This window comes from Muriicola sp. E247, assembly GCF_041358175.1.
Classification (GTDB): domain Bacteria; phylum Bacteroidota; class Bacteroidia; order Flavobacteriales; family Flavobacteriaceae; genus Muriicola.
This window is the reverse complement of sequence record NZ_JBGKBE010000001.1, coordinates 641,211-656,977: the sequence shown is the minus strand read 5'-3', so window position 1 is coordinate 656,977 and position 15,767 is coordinate 641,211. Positions and strand designations below refer to the sequence as shown.

The 15,767-nt window shown below is 41.7% G+C and carries 11 protein-coding genes; 7 read left to right on the top strand and 4 right to left on the bottom strand.

Going from position 1 to position 15,767, the window contains the following annotated elements; translation table 11 throughout:
- Positions 1–10: 10 nt before the first annotated feature.
- On the bottom strand, positions 11–460 hold the full coding sequence (locus ACA086_RS02925; protein WP_369748467.1) for a nucleoside deaminase: 450 nt from the start codon (positions 458–460) through the stop codon (positions 11–13).
- A 73-nt stretch (positions 461–533) separates the two neighbouring features.
- Between ACA086_RS02925 and dxs the strand changes: the two genes are divergently transcribed.
- Positions 534–2,309, top strand: a complete 1,776-nt coding sequence (gene dxs / locus ACA086_RS02920) for a 1-deoxy-D-xylulose-5-phosphate synthase (protein ID WP_371001855.1) — start codon at positions 534–536, stop codon at positions 2,307–2,309.
- Positions 2,296–3,399 carry a DUF3078 domain-containing protein gene (locus ACA086_RS02915; RefSeq protein ID WP_371001853.1) on the top strand — a complete coding sequence of 368 codons (1,104 nt, stop codon included), beginning with the start codon at positions 2,296–2,298 and terminating at the stop codon, positions 3,397–3,399. The genes dxs and ACA086_RS02915 overlap by 14 nt, the downstream gene beginning before the upstream one ends.
- On the opposite strand, the gene dgt is transcribed toward ACA086_RS02915, so the two are convergent.
- Complete coding sequence (gene dgt, locus ACA086_RS02910) at positions 3,396–4,733, bottom strand: dGTP triphosphohydrolase (protein ID WP_371001851.1); 1,338 nt, start codon at positions 4,731–4,733, stop codon at positions 3,396–3,398. The genes ACA086_RS02915 and dgt overlap by 4 nt on opposite strands.
- A 184-nt stretch (positions 4,734–4,917) precedes the next feature.
- Here dgt and ACA086_RS02905 point away from each other — a divergent pair, with 184 nt between their 5' ends.
- From ACA086_RS02905 to ACA086_RS02895, 3 genes are all read left to right on the top strand, one after another.
- Positions 4,918–7,788: a TonB-dependent receptor domain-containing protein gene (locus tag ACA086_RS02905; RefSeq protein ID WP_371001850.1), complete on the top strand. Its 2,871-nt coding sequence runs from the start codon at positions 4,918–4,920 to the stop codon at positions 7,786–7,788.
- A gap of 21 nt (positions 7,789–7,809) precedes the next feature.
- Positions 7,810–9,003, top strand: a complete 1,194-nt coding sequence (locus ACA086_RS02900) for a multidrug transporter (RefSeq protein WP_371001849.1) — start codon at positions 7,810–7,812, stop codon at positions 9,001–9,003.
- Positions 9,004–9,146: 143 nt separating this feature from the next.
- Positions 9,147–9,548, top strand: a complete 402-nt coding sequence (locus ACA086_RS02895; RefSeq protein ID WP_369747741.1) for a carboxypeptidase-like regulatory domain-containing protein — start codon at positions 9,147–9,149, stop codon at positions 9,546–9,548.
- Between the two features lie 72 nt (positions 9,549–9,620).
- Here ACA086_RS02895 and ACA086_RS02890 read toward each other — a convergent pair whose 3' ends face one another.
- A complete protein-coding gene (locus ACA086_RS02890; RefSeq protein WP_371001847.1) occupies positions 9,621–9,980 on the bottom strand; it encodes a toxin-antitoxin system YwqK family antitoxin in 360 nt (119 codons plus the stop codon).
- A gap of 362 nt (positions 9,981–10,342) precedes the next feature.
- Here ACA086_RS02890 and ACA086_RS02885 point away from each other — a divergent pair, with 362 nt between their 5' ends.
- Together ACA086_RS02885 and ACA086_RS02880 are read left to right on the top strand one after the other, a co-directional pair.
- The gene (locus ACA086_RS02885) at positions 10,343–11,548 is read left to right on the top strand and encodes a porin (protein WP_369747743.1); all 1,206 of its coding nucleotides are present in this window, start codon (positions 10,343–10,345) and stop codon (positions 11,546–11,548) included.
- Between the two features lie 74 nt (positions 11,549–11,622).
- Entirely contained in the window at positions 11,623–13,914 is a 2,292-nt protein-coding gene (locus ACA086_RS02880) for an inorganic phosphate transporter (RefSeq protein ID WP_369747744.1), read from the top strand.
- A gap of 70 nt (positions 13,915–13,984) precedes the next feature.
- On the opposite strand, the gene ACA086_RS02875 is transcribed toward ACA086_RS02880, so the two are convergent.
- The gene (locus ACA086_RS02875) at positions 13,985–15,757 is read right to left on the bottom strand and encodes a Na/Pi cotransporter family protein (RefSeq protein ID WP_371001846.1); all 1,773 of its coding nucleotides are present in this window, start codon (positions 15,755–15,757) and stop codon (positions 13,985–13,987) included.
- Positions 15,758–15,767 lie beyond the last annotated feature (10 nt).

Below are 15,767 nucleotides of genomic sequence, written 5' to 3'. Positions count from 1 at the left end.
TTTTTTGTGTCTAATTGAGATTTCGCTTCTGGATAAAAAATCTTTTTAAAAGGGCGTTCGACTCTTTCTCCAGAATACCGCCGGTAAGGATCGTCTTTGGATGCAGTATACCGCCGGAAACGGAAAATCCCCTTTTGGGATCCGGAGCCCCGTATACAATTCTCGGTATCTGACTCCAGTACAAGGCACCTGCACACATCAGGCAGGGTTCCAGAGTGACGTACATGGTACAATCGTATAAATACTTCCCGCCCAGGAAATTCGCGGCTGCTGTTATGGCCAGCATCTCGGCATGGGCAGTTACATCATTGAGTTTTTCTGTCTGATTGTAGGCACGGGCGATGATCCTTCCCTGCACGGCAATAACCGCACCAACAGGGACTTCCCCTTGCTCAAAAGCCACCTCAGCCTCCTGCAGGGCTTTTTTCATAAAATACGTATCGTCGAGAATGAGATCCACAGCGTCAAAAATACAATTTTCATCCAAGCATCATCCCACTTCAAATGCGAATTAATGTACCTTTGTTCCTTCCATGAATCTCTTAGATAACATACAATATCCCATAGACCTGAGGGAGCTCGCTGAGGAACAGTTGCCGCAACTAACCAGGGAACTCAGGGAATTTATCATCGATATTGTTGCTGCTAAAGAAGGTCACCTGGGGGCTAGTCTGGGCGTTGTTGAACTAACCATTGCCCTGCACTATGTCTTTAACACTCCTGAGGATAAGTTGATCTGGGATGTAGGGCATCAGGCCTATGGACACAAGATTTTGACAGGAAGAAGATCACAATTTAATACCAACCGCCAATTGGGGGGGCTGAGTGGCTTTCCTAAAAGAGACGAAAGTGAATTTGACGCTTTTGGCACCGGCCACAGCTCCACTTCCATTTCCGCTATTGTTGGGATGGCCCTGGCAGCCAAACTCAAAGGCGATAAGGAGAGACAACATATCGCCGTAATTGGAGATGCCTCCATCGCAAGCGGAATGGCTTTCGAAGGCCTGAACCATCTGGGAGTTCTCGACGCAAATGTACTCATAGTTCTAAATGACAATGCCATTGGTATCGATCCTAGCGTGGGGGCCTTAAAGAAATACCTTACCAACGTTAAAAAGGGTACGGCCAAAGAAGAGAATATTTTTGAATGCCTCAATTTCACTTATACCGGTCCTGTTGATGGTCATGACCTCAAAGCGGTAATCAATGCACTCCGGGAAATGAGGAAGTTGAAAGGTCCAAGACTCCTGCACCTGATCACAACCAAGGGGAAAGGACTGAAAAAAGCAGAGGAAAACCAGATCGTATACCACGCCCCAGGTAAATTCGACAGGAATACCGGAGAACTGGCAAAGCAAACTGCTTCAGAACAGCCTCCAAAATATCAGGACGTTTTTGGGCATAGTCTGGTGGAACTTGCAAAACAAAATAAAAATATAGTAGGGATCACTCCTGCCATGCCCACAGGCAGTTCCCTGAAATACATGATGGAAGCATTTCCCGACCGGGCCTTCGACGTAGGTATTGCCGAGCAACACGCCGTTACCATGGCTGCTGGGATGGCAGCAGAAGGACTGGTTCCCTTTTGCGCTATTTATTCCACCTTTCTGCAAAGGGCCTATGATCAGGTGATCCATGATGTTGCCATTCAAAGTCTCCCCGTTATCTTCTGTATTGACCGGGCCGGATTGGTAGGTCAGGATGGGGCTACCCACCATGGTGCCTACGATCTGGCTTACTTGCGCTGTATCCCGAATATGACCATTTTTGCCCCCATGAATGAAATGGAGTTGAGGAATATTATGTTTACCGCCCAGTTGGGCATTGACCGGCCCCTCGCCATAAGATACCCCCGAGGAAGAGGTAATACGGAATCCTGGCAATCCTCCTTTGAGAGGATACCAATTGGGTCTTCAAGAGAACTTGCCAAAGGGACGTCCATAGCAGTTTTATCTGTAGGCCACCTGGGAAATAAAGTCACAGAAGTATTAAAAAGACTGGGGCATCCCAAAGAAATTGGTCATTATGATATGCGTTTTGTAAAGCCCTTAGACGAGCAACAACTGCATGGTGTATTTAAAAGGTATAACTCAGTTGTAACCCTGGAAGACGGATGCCTGGCAGGGGGCTTTGGAAGTGCAGTTCTGGAATTTGCAAATGAGCATGGCTATTCCCAAAAGGTGGAACGACTTGGACTACCGGATACCTTTATTGAACAGGGAACAGTAGAAGAGTTGCTCGAGCTGAGCCATATCGATGAGGAAGCTATTACCCGATGCCTAATTAAATTACTGCATGAAGTTCGCTAAGCTGTTTATCTTATCTCTCTTCGTCTTTGGTCTTCAATCCAAAGTAGCTGCCCAGGATACTATTCCGCCTTCTCAGGAGCCCGATACCACGGTGATAGACACCATTGTGATTCGCGCTACGCCAGAAAAAATAAGATATATTCCCAGGGGAGTAAATCTTACCAACCCGGTGATCTCCTTTAAAAGAACAAAACCCCGCACCAGGAAGTTTAACCGTTTTAAAATCCCATCTTTTTGGGAAGTGGAAAACAATCTTGGACTCAATCTTTCCGAAGTTGCCTTCGTCAACTGGAACGCAGGGGGAGACAACGCTTTCTCGGCCCTTGCAAACGCCAAATTTGTACGAAATTACAAGTTCAGATATGTACAATGGAACAACGATTTGGTACTGCGGTACGGGGTGAATGTACAGGAAGGACAAAAATTGCGAAAAACCGAGGATGCGATTCGTTTTTCATCAAGTTTTGGCTATCGAAAAGATACCTTAACCAGCTGGTACTATTCTGCCAAGGTTAAGTTCAATACCCAGTTTTCTAACGGGTATAAATATCCGGACCGCTCTGCCCCCATATCCCGATTTATGTCTCCGGGATATCTTTTTGTAGGGGCGGGTATCTCCTATATCCCTGAGGGAAAGAATTTCAACCTCTACCTTTCTCCCTTAACCCAAAAAGCAACTTTTGTTCTTGATCAGGAGCTGGCCAATGAAGGTGCCTTTGGGGTGCAAAAAGCTGTACGGGATTCTACAGGAAATATCCTGACGGAGGGAGAAAACAAATTTATTGAAGTGGGAATTTCGGTAACCAACGAGTGGAAGACACCCGTATGGGAAAATGTCACCCTGGATCACCGATTGAGCCTTTATACAGACTATTTACGCTCGTTTGGAAATGTGGATATCGATTGGGAACTCAACTTTGAATTTACCGTAAATGAATTTCTCAAAGCGAATTTTGGCACCCAGATCATCTATGACGATGACATCCGTTTTAATGCCAACATTGCAGACGACGGAACGGTCATTGATCCCGGCGTACCCCGAATACAATTCAGGCAGCTACTCGCCATTGGCCTCAGCTACAATTTTTAAAGTTGTTTCCCGGTAATCTTATTGTGGATATGTACTGCGCTACTATCTGACAGGCTGGCTACATAGCAGGAACATTGAAGTAAAAGGGTGTAAAGGGATCCTGAAGTATCCCTGAACCTTTCGGGGAGGGTGGTCAGGATCAGTTTGTCATAGTTAGTGGCTTTCCCTTTTTTAGTCCGCACCAGGGCCCCTGAATACGCCTCAAGGATATCTGAAATAATCCTGTACCCGGCTATTTCTTTTTCGATTACCTCCTGGGAACGGTAAACCCGTTCTGCACTGAGGGAAAGGATGTCTTCAACCTGGGCTTTGTACTTGCTTTTCTCCAATAATACCGTACTGAATGACCCTTTAATAATTTCAGTTTCATGTTCCATAAAGACCCGGGTTGCATCTTGGATAAGCGTACTGATCGCCAGTGCCCTGAGATAACTCAGCCGATCTTCCATATGGGCCAGTCGGTGATACTTCTTGGTGTCTATCCTGTCCTTTACCAGTTTGATAAGGTATTCCAGGGCGTAGTCCTCGGGGATCAGTCCCAGATTAATCCCATCCTCAAAGTCGATAATGGTATAGCAAATATCATCTGCCGCTTCCACCAGGAATGTGAGGGGATGTCTTGAAAAACTACCTGGATGCTCCCTGCTGAGCAGGCCTAGCTCATCTGCGACCTCCCGGAAAAATTCAGTGTTCGCCTGAAAACATGCGTACTTCTTGTCAGCAATATGCGCTGTTGGTTTTTTGGGCAGGGATTCTTTGGGATACTTTAAAAAAGCTCCCAGGGTAGCATAGCTAAGCCTGAGTCCTCCTTCTACCCCTTTCCGGGATTCTGTAAGTATCTTAAACCCATTGGCATTTCCCTCAAAGTCGACCAGGTCCTGGTACTCCTTTTCACTGAGGTCTTTTTTATAGGCCACTCCGGGGCCGGCCTGAAAGAATTCCCCGATAGCCTTTTCACCGCTGTGTCCGAAGGGTGGGTTCCCTATATCGTGGGCCAGTGCTGCGGCCGCTACAATAGCGCCAAAATCATTGAATTGGTATCCGTGAACCTGATTTAAATGAGGATAGCGAGAAATTATTTCTTTCCCGGCACTCCTTCCAAGGCTACGTCCTACCACAGAAACCTCAAGACTATGGGTAAGGCGGGTATGAACAAAGTCTGTTTTTGATAAGGGGATGACCTGGGTTTTATCCTGCAAGCTTCTGAAAGCAGAAGAAAATATTATCCTGTCATAGTCTACTTCGAAGCCGAGACGGGTCTCGTCCTGTTCCTTCCGAAGTCGTTTATGAGTATCGCCAAAGCGGCGTAAAGAGAGGAGATGTTCCCAGTTCATCCTTCAAATTTCCCGCAAGATACTACTTTCATTTATCCCAAAGGGAGGGATTTATCATCAGTCATAACCTTTACTTAATGTGCTAACATTAAAGTAACCTTTAATAAATAAATCTTTAACTCTGGAATAACATGGCCTTTACCCACTCCCCCGTTCTTTGCACCGTGATTTGAAAAAAAGATTAATGAAACAATTATTTATAGCCTTCATTCTTTTATTTACAGCATCGGTATATGCTCAGAGAACAGGAAGCATTGCTGGGAAGCTTGGTGATAAGGAAATGAACAATGAACCCCTGGCTTTTGCTAATGTTTTAGTTAAGGGAACCACCAAGGGAACCACCTCCGATTTTGATGGCCTATACGAAATATCTAATCTGGAACCGGGGATATACACCCTGGTTTTTACATTCCTTGGTTACGAAACGGTAGAAGTGCCAGACGTATTGGTAGAAGCCGGGAAGGTAACTGAGGTTAATACTGAACTTGGTGCAGGCAGCGTTTCACTAAATGAAGTGGTCCTGATCACAACGGCTTCTAAGGATTCTGAGGTTGCTCTGCTATTAGACCAGAAAAAGGCAGTTGAAATAAGGGAAGCAATCGGCGCCGAAGCCCTTACTAAAAAAGGGATCGATGATGCGGCTGCCGCGGTGGCTCAGATTGCCGGGATTTCAAAACAACAGGGATCAAGCGATGTTTATGTAAGGGGGTTGGGGGACCGGTATCAGAATACTACTATGAATGGATTGGCCCTCCCGTCAAACAATGTAAATAAAAAGAATATAGACCTCGACATATTTTCCTCAAGTATTATTGAAAATATTTCTGTAAGTAAGGCATATACTCCTTCCTTCTACGGCGACTTTTCCGCAGGGAATGTAAACATCGATTCCAAAGAATATACCGGTGATGGATACCTGGAAGTCTCCCTGGGTTCGGGAATAAATTCGAATGCCCTGGGAACCGATTTTGTAACCAGTGAAGGAACTAGTTTCTTTGGCTTTTACAATCGGTATGACAACGATCCCTTTGCTGTTGTTCTTTCGCATGGCGTAGATCCAGAATCCGACTATAATCCCATTAATATTTCAGGCGCTGTCGAAGGAGGTTATTCCTTCAACCTCAACGAGGAATCAAGACTTAGCTTTTTTGGGATGGCAAGTTTTGGCAATGGATTTGAATTTCTGGAAGGTCCGGCACTGGATTTTACAAACGATATTAAAGTCCGGTTTCCCTTGGTAAACGAATACACGTATAGTACCACCACAACGGCTATGGGAAATATTACTTACAGAATTGATAATGATCACAAATTAAAATTCAGCTCCCTATTTGTCAACAGTGCAAGAGATGCCGTAGGCTACTATGGAATCGGTGGGAACGGTTTTAACCGAGATGGCTTTAGTAATAATGGGGATGGCGGATACTTTCAGTTAAACGTGCAGTTTAATCAGGACATGATTTTTGTCAATCAATTAAACGGGAACCACACTTTCCAGGACGACTGGGAATTGGACTGGGGAATTGGATTTAATAAAGTCTTTTCAGATGAACCAGACAGGAAACGGATCTCTCTTGAGGATTTCCAGTTTGCCCTGGATGATGATCCTAACACCAACCCAATATTTTATGACAACATCGCCTTTGACAACCAGCGGTTTTTCCAAAGCATTGAAGACGATGAAATGAGTAGTTACATTAACCTATCCAAAAAAGTATCTGAAAAGGTATCCCTGAACTTCGGCTACAATGGGAGACGAAAAGAAAGAAGGTTTAACAACTGGCGCTACGGATATCTCATTGCAGATAAAAATGCCAATCCGGTGACCGACGTGAATAACCTGAATGATTTCTTCGATGTATTAAACATCAACATTCCCCAGGGCAGTGGGTTATGGGATCTCTTTATAGTTAGGAATCCTCAGAATGTGGATATCGGCCGTTTAAACCGGCCACAGATTTATGAGAATACCTACAAAGGAAATTTAGATATTCATGCCGTTTATGCCACGGCCGAATTAAATCTCAGTGACAAATGGTTACTAATCCCCGGCTTCCGCGTGGAATCTTACAAGCAGGGGATCGTGTATGACGTGATTAACCCGGTTCCTACAGATCCCGGAGTCAGGAATGCTTATGAAAACATATATCTCCCGAGTTTAAACCTGCGTTACGCCCTTAATGAAGATACCAATCTGCGCTTCTCCTTTAGCAAGACTGCATCCTTCCCCGAATTTAAGGAAGCTGCCAATTTTGTTTACGAAGGTGTGGTGCAAAGAGTAGGTGGAAACCCCGACCTGCTGGGAAAACCAGATGGAACCGGTCCTATTTTTTCTGAAATCTACAATTATGATCTCAAATACGAATGGTTCCCCAACAGAGGTGAACTTATTTCTGTCGCTGCCTTTGCAAAGACTATCAATGATCCTGTAAACCGGGTAGTTGCAACAGATGCTACGGGTAATCAGCGCTACTTCAGAACAGGAGATCAGGCTAAAGTGTTCGGGCTTGAATTGGAGGTGAGAAAGAACATCATTAACGATTCGAATGAAAATGCCATCTTATCCTTTGGTGCAAATGCTGCATATACCTTCACCGAACAGGATTTAAAAACCGTTTCAACAACAGAGGGATTTACATTTGGCACCTCATTTGCTGACAGAACCAGCGAAGAACTGGAAGGAGCCTCTCCTGTTATTGTGAATGCAGATATTAATTATAGTCCTGTGATTGGCAAGTACAAGCCTTCGGCTTCTCTGGCATTCTCATATTTCGCAGACCGCATTTTTGCCATTGGGAGTGGAAACCTTGGGAATATGGTGGAAAAATCTGTTCCAACACTCAATTTTGTCTGGCAAAATGAGATAGGTGAACATTTTGAGGCAAACATCAGTGCCCTTAATCTACTCAATCCGAATATATCCCTTATAAGGGAAAACACGGGTGTTGAAGATAACAACCCTTTGATTCAGGGCTTTGTGAAAGATGGAAATGTCATTTTACGCGAGTTTAAACGAGGAGTAAATATTGGACTCACCCTTAAATATAAATTCTAATTATTTTTTAAACTATAAACAATGAAAAACAAATTATTATTCTTAGGAATCGTTGCTTCCCTTCTAATTGCATGCGAAAGTGATGATACTGCCGATATTATTATTACAGATAATAGTGTAACTAACAATATCACGAATTCAGGTGGTAATGAACCTGGTTCTACAACGGAAAATCTGAGTGGAGTCTACACCGAAGATCTTACATTGGATGCTGAGGTTGATTACGTAATTACCGGACCTGTATTAATGGCTTCAGGAACTACCTTGACAATTCCTGCAGGAATGACCATTAAAGCACAACCAGTTGGCGTTAATGCGTATATAGCCATACAACAAGGAGCGATGATCAGTGCAGTTGGTTCAGCATCAAGTCCTATTGTTTTGACTTCCAATGCAAGTAGTCCGGCCTCGGGTGACTGGGGAGGATTGGTCATTTGCGGTTCTGCACCAATCAATTCAACTGCGGATGGCTCATCAGACACGTCTACTTCTGAAATAGGCGGACTATCTTACGGAGGTAATATTCCTGCCGATGATTCTGGATCTATTCAATACATGCGTATCGAATATGCAGGTGGAGCCATTGATGGAAATGCGGAGTTGAACGGCCTCTCTTTGTATGCAGTTGGCAACGGAACAACTATAGATTATGTACAAGTCTTTGAAGGATCAGACGATGGTATTGAATTTTTTGGAGGTACCGTAAATGCCAGCCATATAGCAGTTGTCAATGCTGAAGATGACTCAATAGACTGGACAGAGGGTTTTATAGGAACGCTGACAGATGTTTATGTACAGCATGGAGTTTCACATGACAAAGCCTTTGAATGTGATGGATACAATACTGACTTCAGCAACGAAGGTGGTTATTTCTCAGCTCCTAATGTCGCCAATGTGACTATAGTAGGTGCCAATGACGGAAGTGAAGCAATTAGACTGAGAGCAGGAACCCAGGGCCTATTCACTAATTTGGTAATTACCGATTTTGATGAAGCCTTTGACCTCGATGGCGACGCGGGAGATAATCCAACCGGACAGGGGGTTATCGATGGCTTACTCAACGTCTCTGACGTAACTTTTAACAATGTCATCACAAAACTAAAAAACGATACCGGATTTACTTTCACGGAAGGTGATTTTATTAGTGGAGATGGCAATGGCACAGGAACCGACATTGCAAGCTGGGGTACCGGCTGGACGGTAGGCATCAATTAAAAGAGATTAACTATAAAAGTCATTGTATAAAAAAGCCCTTCTTGCGAGGGCTTTTTCCGTTTTTATAATTACCGAATTTTAATCTGAAGGTAACGTTAGTTTTACATTCCCTGCTTTCCTTTGCAACTGTAAAATGATATCTAATGAAAAATGCCTTTTTACTGAGTCTGTTTCTTTTTACCGTAGGCCTTTTTGCCCAAGAACACGGTAGTATTGCAGGCAACATAATAGATAATGAGATTTATAACGAACCTCTTGTGTTCGCAAATATTGAATTGAAAAACACTACATTTCAAACTCAAACCAACTTTAGGGGAAATTTCGAAATAGAAGGAATAACACCAGGTTCGTATACCTTAATAGTGCGCTATCCCGGTTACGAATCCCTTGAATTACCTCTTCTTGTTAGACCAAATCAGATAACCAGAATCCAACGAGAGCTCTCTGCGATGAAGATTAACCTAAGCGACTTAGTCTCGGAAGAGACATCAAAAGAAGAGCCTGGTATAAAGATAACTGCCAACTTAAGACAGGGCAGGGAGTAATTTGAAGTAACAGAAGTAAACAAAACATCCCGCAATTGGCGGGATGTTTTGTTTTAATACAAATTGATATTGTTAGTGATTGTCGGCTAAGCGATTTTTGTTTTTTACTCCATCAATACTGGCAATTGCATTTTTACTATATTCCACTTCCTTTACGGAATCTCCCATCCAAAAATACCATTTACCTGTCCTTTGACCATTTAAATATGAACCTCTGGAAATTTTTTCTCCCTGATCATTGTAACTCACCCATTCCCCATGCAGCTCACCTTCTAAATTAAAAGTACCTTCCTGACTTACCAAGCCATTGTCGTGGTACTCCTTTACTTCTATCAGGTTAGTCTCCTTGTTCAATTTAAGTTCTCTCTCATTTTGACTGTACACAATAGAAGTTATTGTGAATACAACCAGTAGTAGATTTATTTTTCTCATGCTTTTAGATTATAACCGATTTTAAAGATAATTCGAAATTAACTTTAATTCAACTTTTAGCTAACATTTATTTTACATTAAAAACGTTGTGAGCTGAATATTAGTATGTTATAAAGCGTAATAATAAATACTTTTAATGATAATTTAATCTTTGAATTACAATTACATCATACTTAAGTATGTTCTTTGATTCGTAATTAATTACATCCTTAGTTAATTCATATATACGTATAGTTTTTGTCGACTGAGTATTATGAATGCTATGAACTGCCTTTGGCCAAGGCAGTTTTTTTATAAACTTAGATTAACATTCAGTTAACATGTAAGCCGTTTATTTGCCTTCGACAAAAACTATTACGTTCATGAAGGCTAAGCTACTTTTAACAGGCTCTCTCATTTTTTTTATTTTTTCTTTACATGCCCAGGATTCCAACGCCCCGGCCTTTGGTAAGGGTCTTTTTAATTTAGTTGGAAAAGACAGTTCATTTACGATGAAAATCGGTGCTCGAATGCAAATCCTTGCCATTTCACAAGGGCAGGATGGTTCAGATGGCTTCCTTTCAGACAATGAAACCAATTTTTTAGTTCGGCGGGCACGTTTAAAATTTGATGGCTACGCATATTCACCAAAACTTAGATATAAACTGGAGTTAGGACTATCTAACCGTGATATTTCAGGGGTATCAGAATTTACCCGCAACACTCCCCGATATATTCTGGATGCCGTTGTAATGTGGAATTTTTATGAAAATTTTGAACTTTGGTTTGGACAGACGAAATTACCTGGGAATATCGAAAGGGTAATTTCTTCTGGAAATCTGCAGCAGGTTGACAGGTCACTGGTAAACAGCAGGTTTAACATAGATCGGGATATGGGCTTTCAACTAAGGCATCATTTCGACTTAACAGATAGGTTTGTAATCAGGGAAAAAATAGCCTTTTCTCAGGGTGAAGGACGTAATATTACTGACGGTAATCTTGGGGGATACCAATATACAGGACGTTTGGAATTCCTTCCCTTTGGTGAATTCATAAGCAAGGGCGATTACAGCGGGAGTGACCTCAAACGGGAAGCTACACCAAAGCTGATGTTCGCGGTTAATTACGACATCAATCAGAATGCTGTAAAAAACAGGAGTAACCTGGGTTCTTATATGTTAAATGACACAGGTTTGTACGAGACTACCATCAATACTTTTTTCTTTGACGGGATGTTTAAATACAATGGCTTTTCCTTTATGTGGGAATATGCCAACAGAGACGCTGAAGATCCGATTGCCAAGAACTCAGACGGTACAGAAACCGGTGATGTAGTTTGGGTTGGAGACGGTATCAATCTACAGGGAGGATATTTACTTCCGAGTAACTGGGAAGTTTCAGGAAGGTATACTAATATAAAATTAGATGAAGGTATTACTGGTAGAAGTCCTGAATCTCAGTATACTTTGGGATTATCTAAGTATATTGTCGGACACAAACTGAAGGTACAGACAGATTTAAGTTATCTCTCAGTAGATAATGGAACAAATGAATTAATGTTCAGATTACAACTTGATGTTCATTTCTAAATTTAGAAATAACGATTACATAACACAGCTAAGAAGCTTACTTTAGATATTTGCATCCTTATTTTTAAGCCATAATGGAAAATATTTATTTTATAATGATCATCGCTCTGGCCGCTCTGGCTGTAGCAGATCTGGTTGTCGGAGTCAGTAATGATGCCGTGAATTTTCTCAATTCTGCCATTGGTTCTAAAGCTATTTCTTTCAGGACCATAATGATCGTAGCCAGTTTGGGAATTGCTTTTGGTGCCATCTTTTCAAGCGGGATGATGGAGGTTGCCAGGAAGGGAATTTTTAATCCCGGAGAGTTTTACTTCGATGAGATCATGTTCATTTTTATGGCTGTCATGATTACGGATATCCTTCTGCTTGACTTTTTTAACACTCTTGGGATGCCTACCTCAACTACAGTCTCCATCGTATTTGAGTTACTGGGAGCAGCGGTGGCTATGTCCATATTAAAAATTGGAGCTGACGGTGGTAGTTTTAGTGATATTATCACTTATATCAATACTTCAAAAGCACTTCAGATCATCTCCGGAATACTACTTTCCGTTGTAGTTGCGTTTTCAATCGGGGCTATTGTACAATGGATATCTCGTATCCTGCTTTCATATAATTTTGAAAGAAAAGCGAAATGGGTTGGGGCCGTATTTGGGGGAGTTGCCTTGTCTGCCATCACTTATTTTATATTTATGAAAGGGATAAAGGGTACACCTTTTGCCGGTGAAACCTATGAATTGATTGGTGGAATGACCATCAGTAATTTCCTGGAAAGCCAGGTATATGCCATTATAGCCATTAGTTTGGTCCTCTGGTCTTTGTTATCTTATTTCCTTATTATTTTATTTAATACCAATATCTATAAGTTGATCATCGGAGTTGGAACTTTTGCATTGGCTCTGGCATTCGCAGGTAACGATCTGGTTAATTTTATTGGTGTACCCATTGCAGCCTACCAGTCCTATGAAGCATGGAGTGTATCAGGAATTCCGGCAAGTGAATTCAGTATGAATATCCTGGCTACAAAAGTACCAACGCCAACAGTATTGCTGTTTTTATCCGGAATGGTCATGGTTGTTACACTTTGGTTTTCCAAAAAGGCAAGATATGTAGCTGATACCGAAATTAATCTGGCAAGACAAAGTGATACAAAAGAACGTTTTGAACCAAATTATATCTCGAGAATGCTGGTTCGATTCACCATAATGGTAACAGATTATACAGCTACCGTACTCCCGAAATCTTTTCTGGATAAAGTCGATTCCCGATTTAAAAAACCCGCAATTGCACTACCGTCAGGGAAGGTTCATGAACTTCCTGCCTTTGACATGGTAAGGGCTGCCGTCAATTTAATGGTAGCTGGAATCCTTATTTCCATTGCCACTTCTTATAAACTACCCCTTTCCACAACTTATGTTACCTTTATGGTGGCCATGGGAACATCGTTGGCAGACCGTGCCTGGGGAAGTGAGAGTGCTGTATACCGGGTTGCCGGAGTATTAAATGTAATAGGTGGCTGGTTCTTAACGGCTATAATCGCTTTTGTTGCCGCCGGGATTATATTGGCCCTGATTAGCTTTGGAAAAGGAGCGGCAATTGGTATTTTGTTATTTGTTGCCATCCTTTTACTGGCGAGAAACTACATTTCTTATAATAGGAAATCCAAGGAAATTCTTGCTGAAGACAGACTGATAAGAACTGAAAGTAAGTCTATTCAAGGAGTAATCGTGGAGAGTTCAAAGAACATTTCCAATGCGATGAAAAGGAGTAGCAAATTATACCGGATAAGTATTGAAGGACTTGCGAAACAGGACCTGGAAAGACTTAAAAAGAATAAAAGCAATGTTGTTAAACTTTCATCGGAGATTGACGATCTGCGCAACCACCTGTTCTACTTTATCAAGAATTTGGACGATTCAAGTGTTGAGGCCAGTAATTTCTATATCAATATATTGAGCTATTTAACCGATATCTCACAATCTCTTGAATTTATTACCAAGATCAGTCATAAGCATGTGAATAACAATCACAAGAAATTAAAGTTTAACCAGATAAAAGAGTTAACCGAAATTAATAACGAACTCGAAACTTTATTCAGTAGTACCAAGCAAGCCTTTGACAATGAGTCTTATGAAGAAATTGGACAGATACTCCAAAGCAAGCAACGATTGTATGATTTGGTCAAAGAAAAAATCGAAAAACAGATCACAAGAACAAGATCTGAAGAATCGAGTCCTAAGAATACCACTCTTTATTTCTCTTTATTATTAGAAACCAAGGATTTGATAGAGGCTACAATGAAACTATTGGAGCTGTATTATTCCAACTATGACGACTCGGTTGAACCAGCGAAAATAGAGCAATAGAGATCAATTGCTATCCGGACTTTTTCTTCTCGGTATATTTTCTGATGTTTATGCTGATAGATGTAGTCTTCTAGGAGAACTCTTTTAGAGTTTCCTGATGGTCGTCAACTGGCAAAAACAGGCTGTCCCTTCTGCAATACAACAATTCAGCAACGGTGATCAGGTTATTCAGAACATCCCGGACATTGTCATTGTCATTGACCAAAGAAGAAGCCATATCAGTAGTGATCAAGTTCTTGCGTATCAGTTGATCAATTTGAACATTGTGCTCTGAAAGTTTCTCGTTGGTATTTTTTCTGAGGACCATTAGTTTCTTCTGTAGATCCTCTCCATCATCGCCTGGGATATCATAAATCATCCTAAGGATCTGAACTGCCAGTTTTCTATAGAGATTATACTCCTTTTTCATATACTTGTTTTCGGAGACGAAGTAAGTACTCACATTTCTATTCAATTCCTTTACATCCCTTAAAATCTCTACCATCTTCCTGTTGGCTACCTTTATTTCCAGAATCCTGTTGTTTTGAACCTTAGTAAGCTGTAAAGTGCTTTGGGCATTGGTGGCATAACGGATAATTTCTCCATAGATATTCTTAACCTTGCTCAGATATAATGCTCTAACATCTGTCTTAAAATCTTCAATAGATTTTTTAACCACTTTCTTCGCTTTTAAATCCGATTTGACGTCTTCTCTGTGGATGTTTAAAGCGTGGGTCACAATTTGAAATATGGCATTTTGAAACAAGTATTGAGACTCTTTGAGAAGGGAGGCTATGGCCGTTTCAGGGTATTTTAACATCTTCTCATCCAAAAACTTTGGTTCATCTATTTCCCTTTCAGGTTCTGCTTTCTCCGGGACGGACCACATTACAATTTTTGAAATCGGATTGATAAACCAAACCAGGAAAAAGGTGTTTAATACATTAAAAAATGTGTGGAAAAGGGAAATTGCCACAGGAATGGCTGCAGCACTAGCATAGGGTGATTCACTACCTAATCTCTGGGAAACCCAGCTGATAAGGTTTAAAAAAGGATAAAACAGAATCAGCATCCATAAAACACCCAGCAAATTAAAAATCAGGTGGGCCCTGGCCGTCCTTTTCGCATGGAAATTACCAACAATAGCTGCCAGATTTGCGGTAATGGTTGTTCCTATATTTTCTCCTAAAACCATGGCAGCAGCCAAATCAAAAGGGATCCAGCCCTCAGCTGTCATCAATAAGGTCAGCGCCATGGTAGCACTTGAAGACTGAACTACAATAGTTAGTAAGGTGCCTATAAATAAGAACAGGAGCACAGAACCAAATCCCAGTTCTGTATAGTTGTTGAGAAACTCAAGTATCCCCGGATTCTGATTGATGTCGGGCATGTTCTCCTTTAAAAACTGCAGCCCGATAAAAAGAACGGCAAAACCTATGATAAATCCTCCCCAGTTTTTTAGTTTTTCTTTTTTCGAGAACATAAAAAGGAAGCCAAATCCAACAAGAGGCAGGGCTATGGCACTCATACTCACTTTAAAGCCCAGAAGGGTAATAAGCCAGGCTGTGATGGTCGTACCAATATTTGCACCCATGATCACACTTATAGACTCTGTTAGCGTTAAGAGAGAAGCATTGGAGAAGCTCACCACCATCAAAGTGGTTGCAGAGGAAGACTGTATGACGGATGTAATTAAAAACCCTGTGGTGATCCCCAGAAATCGATTAGAGGTCATGGTAGCCAGGATGTTGCGCATCCTATTTCCCGCAAGGAGCAGAAGCGCATCGCTCATCACCTTCATCCCAAAAAGGAAAAGGCCGAGTGAACCTAATAATTGTAATGTCTCAACAAGACCAAATTCCATATATCAATGA

Bases quoted from the DNA above. Each gene is read 5' to 3' on its own strand.
- ACA086_RS02900 (WP_371001849.1), top strand. From the start codon at position 7,810: ATGAAAAACAAATTATTATTCTTAGGAATCGTTGCTTCCCTTCTAATT.
- ACA086_RS02875 (WP_371001846.1), bottom strand. From the start codon at position 15,757: ATGGAATTTGGTCTTGTTGAGACATTACAATTATTAGGTTCACTCGGC.
- dgt (WP_371001851.1), bottom strand. From the start codon at position 4,733: ATGAACTGGGAACATCTCCTCTCTTTACGCCGCTTTGGCGATACTCAT.
- ACA086_RS02905 (WP_371001850.1), top strand. From the start codon at position 4,918: ATGAAACAATTATTTATAGCCTTCATTCTTTTATTTACAGCATCGGTA.
- ACA086_RS02880 (WP_369747744.1), top strand. From the start codon at position 11,623: ATGGAAAATATTTATTTTATAATGATCATCGCTCTGGCCGCTCTGGCT.
- dxs (WP_371001855.1), top strand. From the start codon at position 534: ATGAATCTCTTAGATAACATACAATATCCCATAGACCTGAGGGAGCTC.
- ACA086_RS02915 (WP_371001853.1), top strand. From the start codon at position 2,296: ATGAAGTTCGCTAAGCTGTTTATCTTATCTCTCTTCGTCTTTGGTCTT.
- ACA086_RS02885 (WP_369747743.1), top strand. From the start codon at position 10,343: ATGAAGGCTAAGCTACTTTTAACAGGCTCTCTCATTTTTTTTATTTTT.
- ACA086_RS02890 (WP_371001847.1), bottom strand. From the start codon at position 9,980: ATGAGAAAAATAAATCTACTACTGGTTGTATTCACAATAACTTCTATT.
- ACA086_RS02895 (WP_369747741.1), top strand. From the start codon at position 9,147: ATGAAAAATGCCTTTTTACTGAGTCTGTTTCTTTTTACCGTAGGCCTT.